The following is a 23255-nucleotide window of genomic DNA, read 5'->3' on the forward strand; positions in this document are numbered from 1 at the left end:
CGAGGAATGCCGGGTCCCTCTCCCCCTTGTAGGAGCGCCCCATGGGCGCGATGCTTTTTATCCTGATGCAGGTCCAAGAAAGCATCGCGCCCATGGGGCGCTCCCACGGACGTACCCCTACGACGGAGACTTCGCATGACCCACCACAGCCGTCTGGCCGGATTCATCATCGACAGCCAGGTCGACGACCTGCCCGCCGCCTCCGCGTTCTGGAGCGCCGCCCTCGGCCTGAAGGTCACGCACCCGGATGACGGCGATCTTGGCCTCTACGACAAGTTCGAACCCGGCCCGGGCGGCCTGCACATCGAAGTGCAGAAGGTGAAGCACCCGGCGCGCGTGCATCTGGACATCGAGACCGACGATATCGATGCCGAGGTCGCACGGCTGGAAGCCCTCGGTGCGAAGCGCGTGCAGCACGTGCGCAACCGCTGGTGGGTGATGGAAGCGCCCACGGGGCACCGCTTCTGCGTGGTGCCGATGGACGCGGGCAGCGCGCGCGGCGCGCCCAACCGCTGGCCCTGAAGGCTCAACGCGCGAGGACGGCCTCTTCCCGCCAGAATGCCAGCAGGCGCGCCAGGCCCGGCGAGGAAGCCGACTCGTCCTCCAGCCAGGGGGTTTCGCGCCGCCACTGCGCCTGGCTCAGCTGCTGGACCAGGGATTGCGGTGCGCTGGCGAAGCCCATGTGCCAGCGCTGGAACAGCCGCCTTTCCGCAGCGCCCTGTTCCAGCACCTCCAGCTGATGATGCTGGCGCGCGCGCACGATGCGCGCATAGATCTGCTCGACGTCCGCACGCGCGCCTTCCAGGTACTGCATGAAGCGTTGCCCGTCGTACAGCAGCGCCCCGGTCACTTCGGCCAGTTCGTTCGCCACGCGGGCATCCAGCAGCAGTGCGTCGAGATCGCCCGCATCCAGCGGCCGCGTGGCCCGGCTCTGATAGACCAGGGCATGAAGAAGAGCCACAGGCGTTCCCGCTGCGCGAAAGGACGCGCAGCTTACTGCAATGCATCGAATGAACGGCGTGCGCCAGTACGCCTATTTCCGTTCAGCCTCGCTGCGTTCGCGCACGGCCTTGAATTCTGAACCGTTCAGCCAGTGGGGCCATGCAGGGCTGTCCGCGATCTCGCGGCCCAGCGCGTACAGCAACACCACATCCTGCGCCTGGCCGCTGGCATCCCACGATGACGTCCATGCATCGCAAGGCTGGTGATAGCAGCGGGCGAAGTAGGCCTCGCGCAGCGCCTTGCCTCTCTCGATGCCGCCATCGGCACGGTCCAGTCCCGCGCCTACGGTGATCGCAGGCACCCCGGCGCGCGCGAAGGCGAAGTGATCGGCGCGGTAGAAGAAGCCGGCTTCCAGGTTGGGATCCGGCGAGTACGTACGCCCATGCGCTTGCGCCACGCGCTTCAGGTCGTTCTCCAGCGACACGCGCCCATGGCCCCAGGAGGCGATGTCGCGGGTGGGGCCATCCGGACTGAGCATTTCGATGTTGAGTACCGCCGCCGTCTTCTCCAGCGGCGCGACCGGGTTTGCGGCGTAGTAGCTCGCGCCCTGCAGTCCCTTCTCCTCCGCCGTCAGCGCCATGAACAGCAGCGTGCGCCGCGGCCGCGTCCCGGCGGCGAAGACGCGGGCCAGTTCGAGCACCGCCGCCACGCCGGTGGCGTTGTCCACCGCGCCGTGGCGGACCGCATCGCCCGAGTCATCGGGCTCGCCCACGCCGAACGCATCCCAGTGCGCGGAATAGACGACGGTTTCGTCCGGCTGCCCTGCGCCCTCGAGGCGGCCGATGACGTTGCGGGTGACCACCTGGTCGCGCTCGACGGCGAAGGCGGCGGACAGGGTGGCCTCGCCCAACGGCACGGGGGTGAAGGCCGCCGTCTGCGCGCGACGCTTCTCCGCCTCGAAGTCCAGACCCGCGCGCTTGAACAGCGACACGGCCAGATCGCGCTGCATCCAGCCGCGCAGCAGCGTGTGGTACTTCGCCGCGTCCGGACGCGGGATGTCGAACACCGGCGACAGCCCCGATGCGCGCACCGTGGCCCAGCCGTACGCGGCCGGCGCGGTCTCGTGCACGATCAGCACGCCCGCCGCGCCCTGGCGCGCGAGTTCTTCGTACTTGTAGGTCCAGCGGCCGTAGTAGGTCACTGCGCGCCCGTCGAAGGCGCCCGGTGCTGCGGTCTCGAAATCGGGATCGTTGACCAGCACCACGGCGACCTTGCCGGTGAGGTCGGCCCCCTTGTAATCGTCCCAGCCGCGCTCGGGTGCCGTGACGCCATAGCCGACGAACACCAGGGGCGCGTCCACCAGCGCGACACGATCGACCGGGCTCAGGCTCTGCAGCACCACGTCATCGCCGTTGGCGAGCGTCTGGGTCTGGCCATCAACTTTCAGCGACGCCGAGACCTCGCCCGCCACCTGCGCGCGCACCAGCGGCACATCCTGGGTCCACGTGCCCCGCTCGCCGCCGGGCTGCACGCCGGCCTTCTTCAGTTCGTCCACCACGTAGGCGATCGTCTTCTCTTCACCGGGCGTGGCCGGTGCCCGGCCTTCGAACGCGTCCGAGGCCAGCACGCGCACATGCCGTGACAGATTGTCGGGATTGACGCCTCCACCGGGGACCTCGGCGGCGAAGGCGGGCACCGCGCCAAGCGAGAGGAGCAGCAACGGGAGGGAGTGCTTCGTGGGCATTTCTGGTTCATCCGGCAGATGTCGCGAGTCTAATGAATCGATGGGGTCATCCCGGTGCCGCACCTCACGGCCGCCGCCGGTCCAGCCACACGCCCAGGCCTTGCGCATTGAGTTCGATGTCCATCGCCAGCAGGCGCAGTACGTCCTCGTCCGCCAGCGGCACCCGCTGGGCATGGGCGCGCTCGAGGTACAGCGCCGACAATGCGGCGGCGATGCAGCGATGGCGATCCGCACGCCCGTCGCAGGCGTCGGCGATGGCCACCATCGCATCGATCTGTTCGTACAGCGACTGCGCCAGGCGCGGCACGTCGGATACGGGCCCGTAATGGGTGAGGTACATCGCCTCGGGCGCACGCTCCACCATGCGCGCGATGCTGGCCTTCAGCGCCTCGGGTTCGAACTGCACCGGCGTGGTCGTGGGCAGGATGAAGGCACCCTGCGGCCCGTCCAGCTCGCGATACGAAAGCCCGAACGTGTCCCCGGTGAACCAGCTGCGGCTGCGCGCGTCCCAGATGCAGTGATGGTGGCGCGCATGGCCCGGCGTATCGATGCACTCCAGCGCGCGACCCGCCAGCATGACCGTCTCGCCGTCCTCCACCACGCGCACGCGCGCCTCCGGCACGGGTAGGAGGGTGCCGTAGCTGCGCTGCATTTCCTCTTCGCCATAGACGGCGGTGGCGCCGGCGATCAGTTTCGCCGGATCTATGAGGTGCGGCGCCGCGCGCGGATGCGCGACCAGCGTGGCGTTCGGCAGCTGCTGCATCAGCAGGCCGGCGCCGCCGGCATGGTCCAGGTGCACGTGGGTGACGATCAGCAGATCGATGTCCGCCGGCGACAGGCCGGCGCGCTGCGCCGCCGCCAGCAACAACGGCACCGAATGGTGGGTGCCGCAGTCGATGAAGGCGCCGCGACCTTGCTCGACGATCAGGTAGGCGGCGTCGAAGTGGTCGCGCTGGAACGCGGTGTCGATGGTGTGGATGCCGTGGAGGCTCATCCGCGGACCTGTGTGGGGACGGATGGCCCGATTCTAGTCCGCCCTCCGCAACCGCACGACCCGCCTTTGGTGGAACACACCTTCCGCGCGCGGCTCAACCGCGCGACAGCCACCAGCCGCGCACCGGCACCGCCAGCGTCAGCACGAACAGGAAGGCGCCGTACGCCACCAGTGTGGCCAGCACCTGCTTCCAGATGGCGCCGGTGCCGACGTCGGCCGCGCCCAGCGCATAGCCCCACTGCATGCCGATGAAGCTGGTCACGAACGCCACCGCCAGCACCGCGAGATCGAAACCCTTGCGGCGCGCATTGCGCGGCTGGCGCGGGAACAGCCAGTACAGCGAGCCCAGCAGCAGGAACCAGGGCAGGAACAGGATCACCGCCAGGTACGGCATGGCCTCAGGCCTCCGCCGCGCGCAGCGCGGCCAGCGCCGCCAGCACCTCGCCTGCAGGCACCTGCAGCACGATCTCCGGCGTTTCCATGGCATCGGCCTGCTCGGCCTGCTTCAGCACGCCGATCAACCTGCCGGCGTCCTTGGGCGAATCGAAGCCGTTGCTCTGCACCAGCACGTTGCCTTCCGCGTCGACCAGCTTGAAGTAGAAGCGGCCGTCGCTGTCGCGATACTGCTTGAACACCGGCAGTGCCGCCTTCGAGGCCCCGGCCTTCGCTTCGGCGACCGCCTGTTGCGACAGGTCGCGCAGGCCCACGGCATGGCGCAGTTCGGCCAGCAGCGGGGTGGCGTAGCGCTCGCGCAGGCGGCGGGCGCCATCGCGCAGGATGGCCTCGATGTCGGCGGGTCGGGCCATCAGCGCCTGGTACTTCTCGCGCAGCGGGGCGATCTCGGCGTCGATCCGCTCGAACAGCTGCTGCTTCGCATCGCCCCAGCCGATGCCATCGGCGAACTTCTGCGCGAACGCGCGCGTTTCCTCGGCGCTGGCGAAGGCCTGGTACAGCTGGAACAGGGCCGAGCCCTCGGTGTCCTTCGGCTCGCCCGGGCCGCGCGAGTCGGTGAGGATGGAGAACACCAGCTTCTTCAGCTCTTCGCGCGGCACGAACAGCGGGATGGTGTTGTTGTAGCTCTTGCTCATCTTGCGCCCGTCCAGGCCGGGCAGCGTGGCCACGTTGTCGTCGATCAGCGCTTCCGGCAGGGTGAAATACGCCTTGCCGTAGACATGGTTGAAGCGCTGGCCGAAGTCGCGCGCCATCTCGATGTGCTGGATCTGGTCGCGGCCCACCGGCACCTGGTGTGCGTTGAAGATCAGGATGTCGGCCGCCATCAGCACCGGGTACATGAACAGGCCCGCGCTGACGCCGGCATCGGGGTCTTCGCCCTCGGCGACGTTCTTGTCCACGGCGGCCTTGTAGGCGTGCGCGCGGTTGAGGATGCCCTTGCCGGCCACGCAGGTCAGGAACCAGGTCAGCTCGGTGATTTCCGGCACGTCGCTCTGGCGATAGAACCACACCTTCTCCGGGTCCAGCCCGCAGGCCAGCCAGGTGGCGGCGATCTCCAGCGTGGAACGCTGGGTGCGCGCGGGATCCTGCGCCTTGATCAGGCTGTGCAGGTCGGCCAGGAAGTAGAAGCTCTCCGTGCCTTCGGCGCGACTGGCCGCCACGGCCGGGCGCACGGCGCCGACGTAGTTGCCCAGGTGCGGGGTGCCCGAGGTGGTGATGCCGGTAAGGACGCGCGTGGTCATGAGCGAAGCGGGGGAATGCGGGAAAGCGGCCAGTTTACCGGCTGGGGCCTGGCGATGCGGCGCGCGGCGCCGCGACAGTACGTCACAGGCGCACCCTGCTGGCGGCTAAACCGGCGCCCGCCTCGCCCTGCGGGACAACCCCACTGCCGGCGGCCGCACGTTTCCAGCCTCGTCCCCACCTGGAGAACGGACATGCCGCATCGCTTCTTCGCTTCCCTGGCCACGCTGGCGCTGCTGGCCGCGTGCGTTCCCGCCCAAGCCCGGCCCCTGGTCGATGTCAGCGTGGTCGACCGCGACAGTGGCCAATGGCTGCCGCAGCATCCCCATCGGGGCGAGGTGTGGGTGGCCGGTACGCCCGGCCATCGCTACAGCGTCCGCCTGGCCAATACCACCGGCGAGCGCGTGCTCGTGGTGCTGTCGGTGGACGGCATCAATGCCGTCACCGGCCAGACCGCGCACCCGTCGCAGACCGGCTACGTGCTGGAGCCCTGGCAGACCACCGAGATCAGCGGCTGGCGCAAGTCGCTGGACGAGGTGGCGCAGTTCGTGTTCACCGACCTCGGCGACAGCTACGCCGCGCGCACGGGACGGCCGCGCAATGTGGGCGTCATCGGCGTGGCCGCGTTCCGCGAGGCCCTCCCATACCGGTATCCGACCCATCCAGCGCCGCCCATCGCCCGTGGCAGCAGGGAGCAGCGCGCCACATCCGCCGCGCCCGCCGCGTCTGCAGGGAACATCGCTGCGGACGGATCCGTCCGCGAGCAGAGCATCGGTACCGGTCACGGAAGCCGTGAGTGGTCGCAAACCTCACGCACCGGATTCGAGCGCGCCACCCGCCAACCGGAGCAGGTCAGCGAATTGCGTTACGACGAACACCGTCGCCTGGTCGCGATGGGCATCCTGCCGCATCGCATCGGCCCGGCCTGGCGTGACGGCGCACCACGCGCGTTTCCCGGCGGGTTCGTCGCCGATCCGCCGCGCCGACGCTGATGCCGCACGCAGACAGGCCGCCCGAAGGCGGCCCGTCTGCCCGGTCGGCTGCGCGCCCGCGCGGCCGCCGTGTAGCGGAAGGTTCAATGCCTGAAGGTGGTGTCGGAGCGGAGGGAACGCTGGAAATCCTCCACCTCGGTATGCGCGCGATCACGATCGTAGCCGTAGCGTTCCTGCAACCTGCCTTCCAGATATTCGGCGTTGCCCTCGGCCACCTTGAAATCGTCGTCGGTCAGATCGCCCCACTTGGCCTGGATCTTGCCCTTCAGCTGCTTCCAGTTGCCGGCGATGATGTCCTGGTTCATGGCGTTTCCTCATTGTGTTCCGCGGCAGGGGGTTGCCGCACGCACAGCTTCGCAGACGGTGCGTTCCCGTCCGATCAACCGCGCGTCAACACGCCATTAGCAAACGCGTGGGATTCAGCGGCGTGACGATCGGCGCGTGGCCGTGCACGGAAAAAAAACGGGCCGCAAGGCGGCCCGTCCGTTTGCGGAACCCACAGGTCACTTGCCCGAGGATTCCTCGACCTTCTCGCCGACCTTCTGCACGTCCTTGCCGAACCCCTTGACGGTGTTGCAGCCGGACAGCACGGCGATGGAGAACAGGGACAACAGCATCAACGCGACGACACGCTTCATGGGCGACTCCTGTGGACGGTATTCACGGCCTGCGGCCGGCGGTCCGCACCGGACCGGCCGCGCAGTCTGATTCAACCATACTGGCTGGCGGCTGACCATGCAGGAACGAGGAAGGGCCGGGGACAGCCCCCGGCCCTTCCTCAGGCTGGCGCGGATGACGCGTCAGGCCGACCGGTTCAGCACTTGCCGTCCTTGCAGTCCTGCGCCTTGTCCTCGACCTTCTCGCCGACCTTCTGCACGTCCTTGCCGGCGCCGGCCATGGTGTTGCAACCGGACAGGACGGCCGTCGAGAACAGGGCCAGCATCAGCAGGGTCATCGCACGCTTCATGGGTCTTCTCCTTGGTGGATAGCGGTGCCGTCGCGGGTGCGTCCCACTCCGCGGCGGCGTGTGCGTCCACCTTCGACGCCGCGCCGTATAGGGCGCGTGAAGCCCGAAGCGACCCGTTCAGTCGCAGTTTTCCCGCCCCGCCCGCCTCAGTCGCGCATCAGGGTGGACTTGCCGAACAGGCTTTCCACCAGGTCCACGGTGAGCTTGGCGGTGCGGTTGCGCCGGTCCAGCACGGGGTTGAGTTCGACGATGTCCAGCGAGCCCATCAGGCCGGTGTCGGCGATCATCTCCATCACCAGCTGCGCCTCGCGGTAGTTGGGGCCGCCCGGCACGGTGGTGCCCACGCCCGGGGCGATGCTGGGGTCGAGGAAATCCACGTCGAAGCTGACGTGCAGGTGGGTATCGGCCGCAATGCCCTCCAATGCGGCTTCCACGGTGCGCTTCATGCCGACCTCATCGATGTAGCGCATGTCGTACACGTCGACCCTGTGGTCCTTGATCAGCTTCTTCTCTTCCGGATCGACCGAACGGATGCCGATCTGCCGGACCATGGACGGGGTGATCGCGGGAGACTCGCCGCCGAGTTTCGTCAGCGCATCCGGGCCGATGCCGCACAGGCAGGCCACGGGCATCCCGTGGATGTTGCCCGACGGGGTCACTTCGCTGGTGTTGAAATCCGAGTGCGCGTCCAGCCACAGCACGCGCAGCTTTTTGCCGGCCTGGCGGCAGTGCCGGGCCACGGCGGTGATCGAGCCCATCGCCAGGCAGTGGTCGCCGCCCATCATGATCGGCAGGCGTCCGCGCGCCAGTTCGGCCGCGGTCGCGTCCATGACGGCGCGGTTCCAGGCCACCACTTCCTCCAGGTGGCGGTAGCCGTCGACCGGCCCGGTCCACGGGTTGGCCGGCCCCTGCACGTTGCCCGTATCGATCACGTCCACGCCGCGCGCCGCCAGCGCCTCGCCCAGGCCGGCGATGCGCAGTGCATCCGGCCCCATGCGCGCACCGCGATGGCCGGCACCGACGTCGGTAGGGACGCCGATCAGGGACACGGGCGGAAAGGTTCGACTCATGGACACGTCCTGCGGAAAACAGGGGCATAGTCTAAGCCGTGGGCGATGACGGCCCTGTGGCATCGCAGCACGCGCACGGCGTGGCAGGGCTGGAGGCCCCCCTCGAAAGCCGATCCCAAATATAAGCTGAACTGGCCTTGCGGGTTTGCGCACGAAAGTATGCCCCTAGACGAAGAATTCGGCGACGTGTCCATGCTTGCCAGTTGATGGGCGACTACCGCGATTCGTTCTACGAGATCAAGCGCGCCTTCCAGACCGGCGGCGTTGCCGCCCTCGTAGAACAGCGGCGCGGCCCGCGGGGTCCGCACCCAATCGCGTCCCGTCCGACGTCGAGCAAGTCATCCCCGACCTCTGCCCAAGCTTCCCCACCGAGGGCTCGAGGTTCGTCGCCAACCAGTTGCGCCTGCAAGGCACGGAATTCAGCCCTCCGGCGTGCGTGGCGTGTGGCGACGCCACGACCTCATCACCCACCGCCAGCGCCCGCTGCGTCTTGAGGCCCACGCTCGCGACATCACCTTCGTTTTTTCCTAAGCGCAATTGCGCCTGCTCGAAAAAAAGCCGAAAGCGAAGTCATTCCGCAACAGCACGTCGAGTCTCCCGCACCAGGCGAATAATCTGCCAGGACACGTTCTACTTGGGCATACTCAGAGGCGGCGGCAATATCTACGTGCAGGTCGTTGTCGATACATTCTGCTCGCTGGCCTTCGCCAGATCCACACCAGCAAGATGCCCGTCACCGCCGCCGAAAAGCTCTACGGGCGCGTGCCGCGTTCTACAAGGCCATCGGCCTTCCAGCAAAAGTCGTGCTCACCGACATGGCCGGGGGTTCTACGGCGTGGAAGAGCATCATCCCTCCGAGTTGCTGCTGGTGATGGAAGGTATCGAGCACCGTACCACCAGGATCGCCACCCCGAGCACCCCGCCGTGACGCGCCCGCCCAGGTTGCGGATGTTGTCCGCGGTGATCTGCACGGCGGTACGGCCGGCGATGGTACCGCCGTTGACCAGGTCGCCATCCAAATCCAGGCCGATGGCATCGGCCGCGATCAGCACGCCGTTGCCGTTCAGATCACCGGCACGCGGACGCAGATATACACGCGGCACCAATGCGGTGGTCAACGTGCCATCGGGCAGGTGCACGGTTTCTTCCACCAGCCAGACGATATCGCTGGTCAATTGCGCGATCTGCGCCGCGGTCAGGCCAATTCCCGGCCGCAGGTTCCATTGCTGGGCGAAAGTCGCGCCGTTCTGCAGCAGCGCCCGGTACTGCTCTTCATCCGAGGCATAGCCGTCGAGGAAGCGCAAACCCGTGAGCTGGGCGACCTGGTCGCGAATCAGGCGCTGCTCGTAAAAGCCGTCGCCCAACCGCTTGTGCATATTCGCCGGGTCCAGCCCCAGCAGGCCCAACATATAGTCCGAACTGAGCCAGTTGCGATAGTTGGCAAAGCGCGGATCGGTCTCGATCAGATAGCCGCCGGGACCGGTGTTCGTGCGGAACAGGCTGCTGGTGGGCAGGTCCCACAGGTTGCCGGCCACGGTGACCGAACCCGGGGCGGTCGATGTCGCCGCGGTGGCCGACGTACCGCCCGACGCGGCAGGCCCGGTCGGCACATCGGCTCCCGATCCGGCATCGATCCCACCCGAAGCGGCGGCCGGGTCGATGGTCGTCGATGCCGTTGCCACCGCGCGGGGTGTGGCGCTGCCATCCAGATCGGCGGTGCCGCCCGCCACCGTACCTCCAACGGTACCTCCGGTCAGGGAAGCCACCTGGTACCCGCTGCCGGCCGCATTGGTGCTCTGTTGCACGCCCACGATATTTAGCGAGGTCGTGGTGATCTGGTCGGCCGGGGTGTAGGCCACCTTGGCATCCCAATTGCGCTCGTACAGACCGCGCCAGGGCGGAATGGTGTCTTGGTGGCTGTATTGACTCGTGCCGTCCTGATGCACCCGGTTCTGGCCGGTGGCATCGATGTTCTGCAGGTTGTTCAGATCGCCCAGCAACGCCCCGCCGGCGATGATCTGGCTCTTGTCGTTGATCAGCGTATCGCCGAATAACCACATGTTGCCGCCGGAGCGGATCAGCGCCGGTTCGCTTTGTGTGACCTGCGTTCCCGTCTCCGTCTGCGTCACTTCATATTGCGTCCAGTTCACGATGCTGCGACTGGCGAAGTCATTGTTGTAGGACGCGATTTTCGCATCCAGATCCGCGTAGCGCTGATCGGTTTGCGTTTGCCAGGCGGCATGCGCCACGTCGAAGCTGGCTTGATCAGGGTAGTCGCCGGCGGCGGGCTCCGGATCGGGTTCGGTGACACCGAAGTACGACCAGGTCGGATCACCCGCCGGATAATCCCGACCGACGGGCCGCGTGCAGGTGCTACCGCTGCACGTCAGCGTCCCGACACGGGGCAGAGTGGTCACGCCGAGTTCGGTCGACTCGTTGGGCACCGGGTCCAGGTTCCACACGTAGCGACCGGAATGGGTCAACGGCACCGGGTCTTCCCAGACGAAGTTCTCGCCCAGGTACATGTTCGGATCGCCTTTGGGCTGGATGTAGAACAAGTCGGTGGGCTTGCCCGTCTGCCCTACCGTGACCACGAAATGCTCGTTGGTATTGCGTAGCGCCGTCGTGCTGATGGCCAGGCTCCCCAACGATTCGATGATGGCACTGGCGTTGTGCACGAGGTCCGCACGGCCAGCCGCCAAACCGTCGGCATCGAGCGAACCTCCAATGTTCAAGGCGTCGTCGGTGCTGCCGGCACTGAAGATCAGCGCATCCTCGCGGTTGATGACGGTACCCGCCCCGATGTCCAAGCGGCCTCGCGCCGCAATCGTGCCCGCCGAAGTCGTGCCGTTGACGCTCTCCTCGCGATTGGTGACGGTCCCCGCACCGATCGACAGATGATCGCCATAGATGCGACCGGTGCCGACATTGTCGACCGTGTATGCGTAGATACGGGTCACCGCGCCGTCGATCAGGCCGCGGTTGGTGACCGAGTCGACGGCAACCACGCGCGTGCGATCCCCGCTGATTTCGCCACTCGCGGTGTTGTCGATGTGGGTCGCCGTGACGGTGAGGTCGTTGGCCCGGATCGTCCCCTGGTTGATCAGGTCTCCCGCCGTGCCCAGCTGGGCCGTCCCGTTGGCGATGATCTCGCCGGTATTAGTGAAGTCTTGCTGCAAAGCGATGGTCAGATCGCCCTGCGACAGCACGCGGCCATCGCCGGTCATGGTGTCGGCGGTGATCGTCTCGGCTGTGCCGGCCAACAAGGTGCCGCCGGTATGGGTGAGGGCATTTACGGTGACATCGACCGTGCCGGCCGAGGAAACCGTGCCCTGGGTATTGTCGAGTGCGCTGCCCGTGCCGGTGCCGGCGATCGCAATCGCGCTGTCGGTGGCGATCAGACCCGCCGTGTTGTCGATACGATTCGCGTTGAGAGTGGCGGTATCGGCCTGCAGACCCATCGGCATGGCCGGATCGGTCGAGTTCGTGTCCCGATTGACGAGGGTCTGTGCCGTGACCGTCAGTTCGCCGCTGGCCAGCACCAGGCCGGCCGTGTTATCCAGCGTCGTCGCGACCGCAGCCGTGAGATTGCGCCCGGCCTGCAGCGTACCGCCGGTGTTTCGCGCAACGGCGCTGTCGAGTTGAAGGTCGGCGGCCCCGGCGAACAGACCGCCATTAGTGTTGTCGAGTGCGGCCGTGCGTGCAGTGACCGTGCCCTGTCCATAGACAACGCCCGCGCGATTGTCGAGGTCACCCGTGGCCAGATCCAGAGTGCTTGCGCTGATGATGCCCCCGGCAGTACCGGCGTTGGTGTTCGTGAGCGTTTGTCCGGCGGTGTCCACCGTCATGACCCCTGCCGACTGCAGCAGGCCGGCATCGTTGTTCAATGCACCGCTGCGCACCTCCAGCACGCCGGCTGTCGAGGCAATCGTGCCACCTGCATTGTCGAGCGCTTGCTGGCGCGTATCGACGCGCGTCGTGGCGCCGACGATGGTACCCGCAGCATTACCGAGGCCACTGCTGGTGACGGTGGTTATACCGGCCGATTGCACGATACCGCCGGCATTGCCGGCGCGGCCTACCGTGGTGATGGACGCGTTCCCCTCAATCGAGGCGATGACGCCACCATTGGTATTGGTCAACGTATCGGCCTGCGCGACGAGATTGCCCGTGCTGGCCAGCACGCCGGCCGCATTGTCGAGGCCTTGGGCCACGCTGACATCCAGCCTGCCGCCGGCATTCACGGTACCGCCGCGATTGTCGAGCGTATCGGCCTGGAGGCGGCCATTGCCGCCAGAGGCGACCAGGCCCGCCTGGTTATCCATGTCGCCTGCCACTGTCAGTTGCAGCGCGTCGGCGGTTTGGATCGTGCCACTGGCGTTCGTCAGCGCAGCGGCCTGGACGTTTGTGATGCCGTTGGTCAGCAATACGCCGCGGGTATTGTCGAAGGCGCCCGTCACGGAGACCTGCGATGGCGCAATGCCAGCGGCTTGCACCGTGCCGTCGCGGTTGATCAGTTGGTCTGCCGTCAGCGCCAAGGCACCGTTGGTGCCAATCTCACCGGCGGTATTGTCCAGAACCTGGCGCACCGTCAGTGTCAACGCGTCGGTGCCGGTTGCATTCAACGTCCCCCCGGCCGTGGTCAGCGACCCGGTGTCTATGACGATGCGCTGCGCGAGGGTGGTTGCATTGCGCAGATCGATGGTCTCGCCGATCAGCGCGAGCGCCCCGTTGCTCGCGATGGTGCCGCCCGTTCCGTTGACGGTTGCGGCGTTGATGGCGAGGACACCATCGCCAGCCTGCTGAATCGTGCCGTCGGTGTTGTCCAGCACGGGCGTGGTGAGCGTGAGGTCGTCACCGGACGCAATCGTACCGCTCGCACTGTTGTCCAGGTGCCCATCCGCGGTGAGCGTCAATGTGCCGGCGCTTTGCAGCGTGCCGCCTTGGTTGATCAGATCCTGCGTCGTCACGGCCAGCGCACCGCTCGTCGCCAGCGTACCGCCGGTGTTGTCGAGCGTGGTGGCAATTGCGATATTCGAGGGCGCCGTGCCCGCTGCGGTCATGGTGCCATCGCGATTGATGAGGGAATCCGCTGTGAGCGCGAGTGCTCCGTTGGTACCGATGGCGCCTGCCGTGTTGTCGAAGGTACCGCGCACCTGTAGCTGCAAGGCATCGGTACCGGTTGCCGTCAGCGATCCACCGGCGGTGGTGAGGCTCCCTGCGCCTATCGTGATGGCCTGTGCCTGCGTCGTGCCGTCACGCAGGTTTACCGTCTCGCCGGTGACCGTGAGCGTACCGTTGCTGTCCAGCGTGCCGCCCGTCCCCTCGAGGGTCGTCGCGGTGACCGCCAGCGTGCCAACACCCGCATGCTGCACGCTACCTGCTTCATTCTTGAACGTACTGGCGTTCAGCGCGAGATCGCCATTGCTGGCGATCGTGCCGCCGCTGCCATTGTCGAGCGTCCCAGCGACCGTCACCGTATTTGCGCCCGTGCCCGTCACGGTGATCGAACCGCCACGGCTGTCGAAGCCGTTGGCCGTGATCGCCACTTGCGTCGCGTTCAGCGTTGCGCCCTGGTGATCGACCTGGCCTGCACGGAGCGTCAGCGCTCCCGCCGTCGCAATCGTGCCGCCCGCTCCCGACAGCGCATCAGTCCGCACCGCCATACCGCCCGTACCGGCCTGCTCCAGGCGGCCGTTGGCATTGAGGATCGTTCCAGCCATGATCGCAAGCGTGTCGGCATTGGTGGAGAAACGACCGTCGGTGTTATCAAAGGTACCGGCGACTTGCACCGCGGTCGGGGTGGTACCGCTATGCAGTACCTCACCTCCACGGTTGGAAAAGGCTTGTGCGCTCAAACCCAGCGCACCGCCTACCGTAAAGTGGCCCGCGTCATTGCGGACCTGGTTCACGTCGATCTGCGCATCGCCGATCACATCGAGCGTGCCGCCGACGTTGCTCAGGTCGTTGCCATTGAGCGTCAGGTGAGCCAGACCCATCTGGCCGCTGTCGTTGTTCAAGCCACGGGTGGTGTCCAGGGCGATACCGCCGCCCGCGATGATGCGGCCACCATCGTTGTCGAGCAGGCCGGTGATGTTCAACGCGCCATCGGCCAGTGGGACGACTGGCGTACCGCCCGTACTGCCGCTTGTTCCGCTGCCATCGGTCGTTCCGCCCGTGGAACCGCCGGTGGAGCCTCCACTGCCGCTCCCGCCGGCGCTTCCGCCCGAGGTCGGTTCGGCCACACCGATACGGCCGCCATCGCGATTGGACAGCGCGCCGGCATTGAGTGCGAGGGCTTGCGTACCCGTCTGCTGGATGGCACCCCCGCGATTGCGAAGCGAGGCCGCATTGACCTCGATGCGCTGGGCGTTGAGGGTACCGCCGGCGTTGTCGACATCCAGGGGCGTGTCGATCGTCAGTTCGCGGGTCGCGCTGATGGTGCCAGCGTTGACAACGCCGCCCGCAGCGGACACGTGCGTGTTCGCGCTGGACTGCAGTGCACCGGTGTTCTCGATGCGGCCATTCACGGTGACGACCAGGTCGCCCGCTTGCGCGCCGAGCGTGCCGGCATTGCGCGCGCCGACACCGTGCTCGGTGCCGACAAGCGTGATCTTGTTGGCGTACATTCCGCCTAAGGCACTGGCATCGAGCGCGAACGTGGGCACGGTGCCGGTAGACGTGGTCGCCGTCACTTGGCTGTGATCGGCACTGACGACACTCGTGCCGAGCGTGGCCTGCAACTGGTTGGCCCAGAGGCCACCGTTAAGCTGCAGCGAACGCGCGATCAGATCGGTGTAATCGGCGCCGGTCGTATCCAGACCCGCGCCGTCAATCACGATCGCGCCGCCCTGCACTCGGTAGTCCTCGAGCGTACCGCCCGAGAGCATGGGGGCGCCAGTCGTCAGTGTCACCCGACTGGCATTGATGAAGCCACCGCCATTGGCCTGAATACCGGCCGGGTTGGCGATCACGACGGCGGCACGTGTGCCCGCGACTTCAATGTAGCCGTTGAGGTAGCTCGGGCTCGACGAATTCACCTCATTGAGGATCACCTTCGCAGTACCCGTCGCCAGCCACGGGTTGCCCTGGACCCAACCGCTCAGTTGAGTTTGCGCATTGGTGCGCGAGTTGTTGAGGATCAGACCTTGGCGATCGACATCGAACTGCGAGTAAGTATTGCGGGACACGCCTGCGGTGCTGGGCGTCTGAATGTTGACCAACGGAACCCCATTCGGGGCCGTGATTACCGTTGGCTGCTGGTTGCCTGGTGCCGTACGATCACCCACGACTTGCGGCAATGCCACCGGAATCACCGACACGAAACCCAGCATCGTCCACAGCGCAAAGCTGAGCGGACGCAGTGAGGCAACCGATGTGCCGCCCGCGTTCGATCCCTTGCCGCCGCTACCTTTCGCGATCTCGGCGACGACTTGGATCAGGCCAAGGCTGCGATTGAAAACCAGACGGTAGATGCGATTCATGTCGTTGCTTCCTTACGGAAAGAAAAGGGCGCCCTGAGCACCCATGGTCAAAACGACCAACTGAGATTGAAGCCTGTCGTCGTGTAGGCCGTCGGAAACCCTTCCGGCTTCTCGATGGGCGCACCGACGAATGCGTCCCAGGTCAATCCGCGCCAACCGCCGCGCAGGCCAACCACCGCGCCCGCCAAACCGCCGCCCAACTGCCATCGCGTCGAAGGCCCGCGTACATGACCAACATCGGCGCCGAGGTACAGCTCCTGGCCGCCGCCCAAAGCCAGACCGAGATCGTTGCGCCATAGCCAACCGCTCTCGCCGCTGAGCGACGCTTCGCCATCAAAGCCGCGCACGGTGTAGCGTCCGCCGATGGCGAATCGGTCCTGCGGCACCAGCGGGGTCCGGTGCCACTGCCCACGCCAGCTTCCGGTGTAGCGGAAGGATTGCCTGCCAAGGCGAAAGGGGACCGTCAGTTGCGCATCGGCGGCGACCAACTTGAAACGCGAGGTCCCCTCACCGAAAAGTTCTTCCGGCGCCGGCAGCGCATCGAACGCGCCGGTGCCATGGCGCAGGGCCACGCTGGCATCCAGCGTCACCGGACCGAAGAATTGGCGATGGGTCGCGCCAATCTCCCAGCCCGCAGTACGGCGGCGCTGCACGAGAATCTCGGCGTCGTCGATGAAGTTGTCCGATTTTCGCCACCAGCCGCGGCCATAGACCCCGGTCTTCATCGTGGCGTTGCGGAACACGAGCCGGGCCAGGCGCAGTTCGGCATTGCGGCTGGATCCGCTGTAGACGTAGGACTGGCTCGCGCCGGGGACGGTCTGGTGGTACTCGTAACCACTGGCCGTGGCGCCCGCCAGCCAGTAACCGGCCGGTACGTCGTAGTGCGCGGTCCAACTGCGCGTGCCTTGGCCTTCGCGATTGAAGGCATCGTGGCCGATGTTCACGTAGAACAAGTCGTTGGCGTGCAACAAGTGATCCAGCGACAGTGTTGCCGAGGCCTGCAGCTTGCCGGTGGCCTGGCTGCCGCTGTCGTCCAGCGACAAATTCGCTCGCCAACGCTTATGCTGCTGCCAAGCAATGACCAGATCGCTCTCGCCCGGCTGCGTGCCCTCACCTTCGCTGGGCGCGATCTGGATGTCGGCCGTCACGGTCGGCACACGCTGCAGGTTCTCCAACCCGTGCTCGATGTCGCGCAGATTGAGCAGATCGCCGGAACGCGCCGGCAATGCCTTGCTCCAGGTGGCGCGCGGATCGGTGCCCTCGGCGAAGCGTACAGCGTGCAGACGGCCAGGCACGACCGTAACGGTGAGCACGCCCGACTTGAGATCCTGCGGCGCAGCAAGCGCGCGGGTGGTGACGTAGCCCCGACCGATGATCGCGTTCTGGATGCGCTTGAGCACGACATTGATGCCGTTCGCGCCCAGGCACTGGCCCGTTGCCGGATCATCGGCCGGGTGGACTGCCTTCAACGCCCAATCGAAGCGCCTTGCATCTTCGCCATCAAGGCGGATCTCGCGAATCGGGAAGCACGGCGTCTCGTCTCGCGGAATGTGTTCGGGAATGACGACCGGTTGCGAGAGGCGCGTATCGGGCCGTGTTTCCTGCTGCTCGCGCAGCGCACGCTCGCGCTCCTGCTGGCGACGCAATTCTTGTTCCGCCGACTGTGCCTGCGCGACCAGTGGCGCCAGAGCAGCGCACATGTATATGGGCAAACATCTATTGCGCACGCGCGCAGTGGCTTTACACCTGTCCTTAGTCATACCCTTTCACAAATCCTTTTAGCCAAACGCCTTCATGGCCAAATGTACAAAGCCACGCCTCCAAAACTTCAACGTGAAAGTAGTCACATTTTTGCTTCGTTTAGGCTGGCGCGCTTGTGTAAAACGGATCACACGAAATACAACGCGACAGTGTGTCGACAGGAGAGGTACGCACAGGTCAGATTTGCGCAATCCATTGTTCGCAAATGAGCAACACCCACGTAATGCGTGGCGAGCTGCTCCAGGCTTCAGCTCTCTAGGCAGCGCCTGAGCTAAGGATCGGAAATCGGAGCGATTGTTAAGCGGCTTGTGGATCGATGTCGCCCCAACCAGATGCGGATGCGCCATCGCCTACCGGCTCTGAAGCCGGCTTGGCAGCTTCGCCAACGAAGATGTCTCAGGCAGTGGATGTCTACCGCCGAATGAGTCGAAAGAAGGGCACGAGGAGGAAAGAGATCGTGGCAGCCTTCATTGAAGAAGTCGGACTGATGAAGGCAGGCGCCGCCACCTACTACCAAATCATCAAGAAGGGGCGCAGCTCATGACTGAGGCGCCTGAGTCACAGGAGAGCCACGTCCGATGCCCCCCCCTACCTGCGTCGGTCACCCCGCCTTGAAATGGGGGTAGTGGTGCCGCTTATCCGAATCGAACGGATGACCTACCGCTTACAAGGCGGTTGCTCTACCAGCTGAGCTAAAGCGGCGTGGGCGCCAATTCTAGCGCAGCGCGGCGCAGTCGAGCGGTTGCGGCGCGCCGCTGGATACGCGCCGGGCCAGGGCGACGGCGTCCGCGTCCTCGGCGGCACCGGCATCCAGCCACCAGAGGCTGGGACCTGCGCGCCCCACCGGTTGGAGCAGCGCCGCGAAACCGGCCGCCTGCAGGTCGGCGAGGCGCCGCTCGGCCGCTTCGCGACTGCGATAACGGCCAAGCGCGATGCCGTGGGCCTGTTCGCCCTGGCGCACGACCAGGAAATCGTCGAAGCCCGCCGCACCGATGCGGGCGGCGGTGGCCTGCGCCTCCTCCAGCGAGGCGGCAGGCAGCATCACCACCTGATAGCCGCTGGCGCTGGTGCCCGGCGCTTCGCGCAGTTGCACACGCAACAGCTCGGCGCCGAGCGTCTCGCGCGCCAGGTGGGCCGCAGCCTCGCTGGTGAACGGCCCCAGGCTGAAACAGACCGCCGGCACGCGCGCCGCCACGACGGCGCCGGCCGCGGCCACGCCCGCCGCGGGCACGGACGCTTCGTCGACCAGCTGCAGGCGGGCGACACCGGCGGGCAGGACCGGCGGGGGTTCGGGTGCGGGTGAAGGCCGGGTCAGCCACCAGGCGGCGGCGCCCAGGTTCAGCACCACCAGCAGGACGATCAGGGCGCGGGTCAGCATGCGTCGATTCTAGCCAGCCCGGGTCAGCCGTCGATACCGGCACGTGCCCAGCGCGCCAGGCCTTCCAGCACCAGCGCGGGTGCATGCACCGCGTCCGGCAGCCACGGCCGCAGCGCGTCGGAGCCGCCGCCATGCAACAGCAAGGCGGGCATCGCACCCAGCAGGTCGCGCGCCTGTGCGCGGCTGCGTTCGATCAGGCCCAGCGCCGCACCGTCGCAGCCGGATGCGAGCGCATCGCGCGTATCGGTGGCGAATTCGGCATAGCGACCGCCCTGCGCCGGCAGTTGCGCGGCAGCCCGCTCGAGCGCGGCACGCATCAGCGTCGGGGACGGGGCGATGCGGCCACCGCGGTGCAGGCCGTCCGCATCCAGCAGGTCCACCGTCACCGCCGTGCCCACGCCCACCACCAGCCAGGCCTGGACAGCGCGCGCGCGCGCTGCGAGCAACGCTAGGAAACGGTCCACGCCCAGGCGCGAAGGATCGGCATAGGCGATGCGCACGCCGGCCAGCGCCGGTTGCGTGCGGGCGATCGAAATGCAGCCGAACCGGCGCGTCAACGCATCCACGACGGCGGCCGTGCGGGCGGCAGAGGCCACGCTGGCCAGCGCAGCCGATGCCGTGCGCGTGATGGTCTGCGGCAGCGCCGCATCGAGCGCGGCGGCCACGTCGACTTCGTCGTGGGGAATCGCCAGACCTTCGCCAAGACTGCCATCGGCATGCACCGGCGCCGCCTTCAGGCGGCTATTGCCCACATCGAAAACCCATTGCGTCATGTCGCCCTCACGCTGACATCCCCGGCGTGCACCTGCCGCCGCTGCGCACCGATCCTCACCTGCAGGGCGCCATCGTCGCCGATACCGTCGGCGATGCCGTGCGCGTCGCCCTGCGGCCCATGCACGGTGATGGCGCGACCGGCCAGTACGTCCAGCGCGGCATAGCGCGCCAGGAACGGCGGAAGACCCTCGGCATCGAACAGGTCCAGCGCCGGCAGCAGCGCGTCCAGCAGGTCCGCGGCGAGCGCGTTGCGCGACGGCGCCGCGCCCGCCAGCGCGGCCAGATCGGTCCATGCCTGATCGATGCTTCCGGCGGCGGCGTCCGGCATGCGCACGTTGATGCCGATGCCGATGACGGCACGTACCGGCCCGCCGTGTTCGCCGCCCCCTTCCACCAGGATGCCGCCGAGCTTGCGATCGTCCGCCAGCAGGTCGTTGGGCCATTTGACGCCCACGCGGGCGAAACCGGCCTGGCGGAGGGCTTCGGCGATGGCCACGCCCACCACCAGGCTCAGGCCGCCCAATCGAGCGAGGCCGCCAGAGAACTGGCGCGACACCGACAGGTACAGGTTCGCCGCGATCGGCGACGCCCAGTGCCGGCCGCGGCGTCCACGTCCACCGGTCTGCTGCTCGGCCAGCAACACCTCGGCACCCTGCGCGGGCGCCTTGCGGCGCAGGAGTTCGCTGTTGGTCGAGTCCAGCGACCATGCCACTTCGAGGGCCGACACCGAACCGGCCCGCTGCATCCGCGCGAGGATCCGTTGCGCCTCCAGCAACTCGACCGGCGCCGCGAGGGCATAGCCCCGTCCCGGTTGCGCATCGATGCGTACGCCCCCTTCGCGCAGCGTTTCGATGCGCTTCCACACCGCCGCGCGCGTCTGGCCGACGGCGCGTGCGAGCGCATCGCCGGAGACCGGCCCTTGCGCAAGACGCACCAGCAGGTCGCGCTCGCCGCTCATGCGCGACGGCGCCAGAAACGCACGCGCTCGAAGCGCGATTCGGTGCCCGCGCGCAGGCGCCGCACGTTGGCGCGATGGGTGAACAGCACCAGCAGCGCCGCCGCGCCCGCGAAGATCTGCGTGGCGCCGTCGGCGCGCAGCCACATGGCCAGCGGCAGCAGGCAGGCCGTGGCGACGATGGAGGCGAGCCCCACGTAACCGCTGGCGACCAGCACGGACACCCACACCAGGAACAACGGCAACAATGCGACCGGCCAGAGGACCGCCACGCCACCCAACAGCGTGCCCACGCCCTTGCCGCCCCGGAACCCGTGCCACAGCGGCCACACGTGGCCCAGCGCGGCCGCGAACACGGCCAGCCACGCGACCGTGCGCCCCGGCCACACACCGCCCAACGGGGCAAGGCGCAGCGCGAGCCACGCCGCCAGCGCCCCCTTGCCGATGTCGATCAGCACCACGCCCAGCGCGAACTTCGCGCCTTGCGTACGGAAGGCGTTGGTGCCGCCGGCATTGCCGCTGCCCTGCGTGCGGATGTCGACGCCGCGGAGCCGCCCCAGCGCGAGGCTGCCGGACACCGAACCCAGCAGGTAGGCCAAGACGATCAGGAAGGCGACGACGAGCATGGCCCCATTATGGGCTACCGGGGCCGCGAGGCTCCGTCGGCGGGCGCGGGCTGGACGGCCACGATCAAGGCCCCCCGACCGGCATGCGCACCGATGGCCGCGCCGGTCTCCACCAGGCGATCCTCGTGGACATCCAGACGCGTGCGCAGCGCGGCCAGCAGACGCTCCGCATCCGCGCGCGCATCGCAGTGGCCGACGATCAGCCGCCAGCGCCGGTGGCCCGGCAACGCCCGCGCGACACGCCGCGCGAAGGCCTCCGGGGCATTGGCGCGCGTCAGCAGCAGCCCCGCCACGACCATCCGGCCGTCCGCGCTCATCTTCGCCATCGGGGTCAGCGCCGTCAGTCGTGCGATCGGCGCGGCCCAGCGCGGGATGCGGCCGCCGCGCACCGCGTGCGAGATGTCCGGCGCGATCGCCCACATCCGCGTCAGCGGCCGCAAGCGCTCCAGTTCGGCCACCACCCCGGTCTCGTCCTGCCCCTGCGCCACAAGCTCCGCCGCGCGCCATACCAGCAGCGCCTGCCCGCACGCGGCATTGACCGTATCGAAGACGCGTACCCGGCCGGCCGGATCGCGGGCGGCCGCATGCTCGCCCGACTGCAGCGTGCCGGACAGCGCACGCGACAGGCCCACGTACAGCACGCGCGCGTGGTGTGCGAGCGACAGCTCGAACTGCCGCCGGAAATCCCCCGGTGGCGGCTGGCTGGTGCGGGGCAGCTGGCGCGAGGCCGCCATGCGCCGGTAGAACTCGGCCGTGGACAGGCCCACCTTGTCCAGATAGTCGCGTCCGTCCAGGTCCACGCGCGCCGGCACCACGCCGATGGCGTAACGCTCGCCGATGTCCTCCGGCAGGTCGGCCGCACTGTCGGTGACGATCACCAGCGGCTGGGGCAAGGCCGCGGCGGTCTGCTGGCGGACCATGTCGTCGGCCTTCATGCCTTCGACCTGGCCCTGCCTCGCGCAGGCGTCGAACAATGCCTGCGGCGAGCCCGTATGCGCATGCACGCGCAACCGCGACGCGCCGCCTGCGATGACGATGGAATCGGCACCGGTCGCCTCCAGTGCCAGGCGGAGGCGATGCCGGTCCAATCCTTCCCCCAGCAGCAGGCATTCGGTGCACCAGCGGCGGGCCGGATCGATGTCATGCTCGTGGCTGAGCGGATCGGTGCCGTCGTTGGCCGCAACCGGCGCGGTGGCGCGCATGCGGACCGCGCGCGGCCCGCCCTCCACGAACTCGGCGATGCCTTCCAGCAGATCGACGAAGCCCTGCGCGCCCGCGTCCACCACCCCCGCCTTCTGCAGCAGTGCCATCTGGCGAGGCGTGTCGGCCAGCGCCCGGCGCGCGCGCGCCAGCGCGCGGGCGAAGCCGCTGCGCGCGTCGGCGGGCGCATGGTCGTCGGCCGCCGCGGCATCCAGCTCATCGGCGAACGCGGTGATGACACTGAGAATGGTGCCCTCCACTGGCTGCGCCAGCGCCTGGCGGGCGCTCTGCGCGCCCTGGCGCACGGCGGCGGCGAGCGAGCGGGCATCGAGTTCCGGCAGCGGGCGCACCCGCTCGGCGACGCCGTAGAGGAACTGCGCCAGGATCGCCCCGGAGTTCCCGCGCGCACCATCGATGGCATCGTTGCCGACGCGGCTGAGCAGGTCGCCGGCGTGCTGGCTGGGTTGGCTGAGCGCACCGTTCAGCACGCTGCCCAAGGTCGACGCGAGATTGTTGCCGGTATCGCCGTCGGCCACGGGGAACACATTGATCCGGTTCAGTCCATCGCGCGCGGCGATGACCCGCCGGGCCCCGGCGATCAGCGCCAGGCGCAGGGCGGGGGCGGTCAGGGGGCGGCTCTGGGGTGCGGGCATGGGCGCAGTCTGCCGCAAGCGGC

The 23255-nt window shown here is 67.7% G+C and carries 19 protein-coding genes and 1 tRNA gene; 3 read left to right on the forward strand and 17 right to left on the reverse strand.

Annotation, left to right across the window (positions count from 1 at the left end; translation table 11 throughout):
• The first annotated feature begins 135 nt into the window (after window positions 1–135).
• Window positions 136–522 carry a VOC family protein gene (locus MUU77_RS15775; protein WP_245088750.1) on the forward strand — a complete coding sequence of 129 codons (387 nt, stop codon included), beginning with the start codon at window positions 136–138 and terminating at the stop codon, window positions 520–522.
• 4 nt (window positions 523–526) lie between these two features.
• On the opposite strand, the gene MUU77_RS15780 is transcribed toward MUU77_RS15775, so the two are convergent.
• The 5 genes from MUU77_RS15780 to MUU77_RS15800 form a co-directional block, all read right to left on the reverse strand.
• On the reverse strand, window positions 527–961 hold the full coding sequence (locus MUU77_RS15780; RefSeq protein ID WP_245088751.1) for a BLUF domain-containing protein: 435 nt from the start codon (window positions 959–961) through the stop codon (window positions 527–529).
• A gap of 72 nt (window positions 962–1033) precedes the next feature.
• Window positions 1034–2686 carry a M28 family metallopeptidase gene (locus MUU77_RS15785; RefSeq protein ID WP_245088753.1) on the reverse strand — a complete coding sequence of 551 codons (1653 nt, stop codon included), beginning with the start codon at window positions 2684–2686 and terminating at the stop codon, window positions 1034–1036.
• 64 nt (window positions 2687–2750) lie between these two features.
• Window positions 2751–3680, reverse strand: coding sequence for an MBL fold metallo-hydrolase (locus tag MUU77_RS15790; RefSeq protein ID WP_245088755.1), 930 nt, complete (start codon window positions 3678–3680; stop codon window positions 2751–2753).
• Between the two features lie 94 nt (window positions 3681–3774).
• Window positions 3775–4074, reverse strand: coding sequence for a hypothetical protein (locus MUU77_RS15795; RefSeq protein ID WP_245088758.1), 300 nt, complete (start codon window positions 4072–4074; stop codon window positions 3775–3777).
• 4 nt (window positions 4075–4078) lie between these two features.
• Window positions 4079–5374 carry a tryptophan--tRNA ligase gene (locus MUU77_RS15800; protein ID WP_245088761.1) on the reverse strand — a complete coding sequence of 432 codons (1296 nt, stop codon included), beginning with the start codon at window positions 5372–5374 and terminating at the stop codon, window positions 4079–4081.
• Window positions 5375–5566: 192 nt separating this feature from the next.
• Between MUU77_RS15800 and MUU77_RS15805 the strand changes: the two genes are divergently transcribed.
• Entirely contained in the window at window positions 5567–6364 is a 798-nt protein-coding gene (locus MUU77_RS15805) for a hypothetical protein (RefSeq protein WP_245088764.1), read from the forward strand.
• Window positions 6365–6447: 83 nt separating this feature from the next.
• Here the strand turns inward: MUU77_RS15805 and MUU77_RS15810 are convergent, their stop codons facing one another.
• The 6 genes from MUU77_RS15810 to MUU77_RS15835 form a co-directional block, all read right to left on the reverse strand.
• Window positions 6448–6669, reverse strand: a complete 222-nt coding sequence (locus MUU77_RS15810) for a CsbD family protein (RefSeq protein ID WP_245088767.1) — start codon at window positions 6667–6669, stop codon at window positions 6448–6450.
• A gap of 198 nt (window positions 6670–6867) precedes the next feature.
• A complete protein-coding gene (locus tag MUU77_RS15815) occupies window positions 6868–7002 on the reverse strand; it encodes an entericidin A/B family lipoprotein (protein ID WP_245088770.1) in 135 nt (44 codons plus the stop codon).
• Between the two features lie 176 nt (window positions 7003–7178).
• A complete protein-coding gene (locus tag MUU77_RS15820; RefSeq protein ID WP_056879413.1) occupies window positions 7179–7331 on the reverse strand; it encodes an entericidin A/B family lipoprotein in 153 nt (50 codons plus the stop codon).
• Window positions 7332–7477: 146 nt separating this feature from the next.
• Window positions 7478–8401, reverse strand: a complete 924-nt coding sequence (rocF, locus tag MUU77_RS15825) for an arginase (protein WP_245088773.1) — start codon at window positions 8399–8401, stop codon at window positions 7478–7480.
• A 752-nt stretch (window positions 8402–9153) separates the two neighbouring features.
• The gene (locus MUU77_RS15830; RefSeq protein WP_245088776.1) at window positions 9154–15885 is read right to left on the reverse strand and encodes a filamentous hemagglutinin N-terminal domain-containing protein; all 6732 of its coding nucleotides are present in this window, start codon (window positions 15883–15885) and stop codon (window positions 9154–9156) included.
• A gap of 47 nt (window positions 15886–15932) precedes the next feature.
• Complete coding sequence (locus tag MUU77_RS15835) at window positions 15933–17585, reverse strand: ShlB/FhaC/HecB family hemolysin secretion/activation protein (RefSeq protein ID WP_245088779.1); 1653 nt, start codon at window positions 17583–17585, stop codon at window positions 15933–15935.
• Window positions 17586–17962: 377 nt separating this feature from the next.
• On the opposite strand from MUU77_RS15835, the gene MUU77_RS15840 reads away from it, so the two are divergent.
• Complete coding sequence (locus MUU77_RS15840; protein ID WP_245088782.1) at window positions 17963–18190, forward strand: hypothetical protein; 228 nt, start codon at window positions 17963–17965, stop codon at window positions 18188–18190.
• A gap of 82 nt (window positions 18191–18272) precedes the next feature.
• On the opposite strand, the gene MUU77_RS15845 is transcribed toward MUU77_RS15840, so the two are convergent.
• The 6 genes from MUU77_RS15845 to MUU77_RS15870 form a co-directional block, all read right to left on the reverse strand.
• Window positions 18273–18348 (reverse strand) — tRNA-Thr (locus tag MUU77_RS15845).
• Between the two features lie 13 nt (window positions 18349–18361).
• Complete coding sequence (locus MUU77_RS15850; RefSeq protein WP_245088785.1) at window positions 18362–19024, reverse strand: SPOR domain-containing protein; 663 nt, start codon at window positions 19022–19024, stop codon at window positions 18362–18364.
• Between the two features lie 23 nt (window positions 19025–19047).
• The gene (locus MUU77_RS15855) at window positions 19048–19797 is read right to left on the reverse strand and encodes a type III pantothenate kinase (RefSeq protein ID WP_245088788.1); all 750 of its coding nucleotides are present in this window, start codon (window positions 19795–19797) and stop codon (window positions 19048–19050) included.
• Entirely contained in the window at window positions 19794–20756 is a 963-nt protein-coding gene (birA, locus tag MUU77_RS15860) for a bifunctional biotin--[acetyl-CoA-carboxylase] ligase/biotin operon repressor BirA (RefSeq protein WP_245088791.1), read from the reverse strand. The genes MUU77_RS15855 and birA overlap by 4 nt, the downstream gene beginning before the upstream one ends.
• Entirely contained in the window at window positions 20753–21379 is a 627-nt protein-coding gene (plsY, locus tag MUU77_RS15865) for a glycerol-3-phosphate 1-O-acyltransferase PlsY (RefSeq protein WP_245088794.1), read from the reverse strand. Before plsY ends, birA begins: the two co-directional genes overlap by 4 nt.
• 14 nt (window positions 21380–21393) lie before the next feature.
• Window positions 21394–23232, reverse strand: coding sequence for a DegV family protein (locus MUU77_RS15870; RefSeq protein ID WP_245088797.1), 1839 nt, complete (start codon window positions 23230–23232; stop codon window positions 21394–21396).
• Window positions 23233–23255 lie beyond the last annotated feature (23 nt).

It is taken from the genome of Pseudoxanthomonas sp. F37 (genome assembly GCF_022965755.1).
GTDB lineage: Bacteria > Pseudomonadota > Gammaproteobacteria > Xanthomonadales > Xanthomonadaceae > Pseudoxanthomonas_A.

Coding starts and splice junctions, on each gene's coding strand:
- MUU77_RS15775 (WP_245088750.1), top strand. CDS start 136: ATGACCCACCACAGCCGTCTGGCCGGATTCATCATCGACAGCCAGGTC.
- MUU77_RS15785 (WP_245088753.1), bottom strand. CDS start 2,686: ATGCCCACGAAGCACTCCCTCCCGTTGCTGCTCCTCTCGCTTGGCGCG.
- MUU77_RS15790 (WP_245088755.1), bottom strand. CDS start 3,680: ATGAGCCTCCACGGCATCCACACCATCGACACCGCGTTCCAGCGCGAC.
- MUU77_RS15795 (WP_245088758.1), bottom strand. CDS start 4,074: ATGCCGTACCTGGCGGTGATCCTGTTCCTGCCCTGGTTCCTGCTGCTG.
- MUU77_RS15800 (WP_245088761.1), bottom strand. CDS start 5,374: ATGACCACGCGCGTCCTTACCGGCATCACCACCTCGGGCACCCCGCAC.
- MUU77_RS15805 (WP_245088764.1), top strand. CDS start 5,567: ATGCCGCATCGCTTCTTCGCTTCCCTGGCCACGCTGGCGCTGCTGGCC.
- MUU77_RS15810 (WP_245088767.1), bottom strand. CDS start 6,669: ATGAACCAGGACATCATCGCCGGCAACTGGAAGCAGCTGAAGGGCAAG.
- MUU77_RS15815 (WP_245088770.1), bottom strand. CDS start 7,002: ATGAAGCGTGTCGTCGCGTTGATGCTGTTGTCCCTGTTCTCCATCGCC.
- MUU77_RS15820 (WP_056879413.1), bottom strand. CDS start 7,331: ATGAAGCGTGCGATGACCCTGCTGATGCTGGCCCTGTTCTCGACGGCC.
- rocF (WP_245088773.1), bottom strand. CDS start 8,401: ATGAGTCGAACCTTTCCGCCCGTGTCCCTGATCGGCGTCCCTACCGAC.
- MUU77_RS15830 (WP_245088776.1), bottom strand. CDS start 15,885: ATGAATCGCATCTACCGTCTGGTTTTCAATCGCAGCCTTGGCCTGATC.
- MUU77_RS15835 (WP_245088779.1), bottom strand. CDS start 17,585: ATGTGCGCTGCTCTGGCGCCACTGGTCGCGCAGGCACAGTCGGCGGAA.
- MUU77_RS15840 (WP_245088782.1), top strand. CDS start 17,963: ATGTCGCCCCAACCAGATGCGGATGCGCCATCGCCTACCGGCTCTGAA.
- MUU77_RS15850 (WP_245088785.1), bottom strand. CDS start 19,024: ATGCTGACCCGCGCCCTGATCGTCCTGCTGGTGGTGCTGAACCTGGGC.
- MUU77_RS15855 (WP_245088788.1), bottom strand. CDS start 19,797: ATGACGCAATGGGTTTTCGATGTGGGCAATAGCCGCCTGAAGGCGGCG.
- birA (WP_245088791.1), bottom strand. CDS start 20,756: ATGAGCGGCGAGCGCGACCTGCTGGTGCGTCTTGCGCAAGGGCCGGTC.
- plsY (WP_245088794.1), bottom strand. CDS start 21,379: ATGCTCGTCGTCGCCTTCCTGATCGTCTTGGCCTACCTGCTGGGTTCG.
- MUU77_RS15870 (WP_245088797.1), bottom strand. CDS start 23,232: ATGCCCGCACCCCAGAGCCGCCCCCTGACCGCCCCCGCCCTGCGCCTG.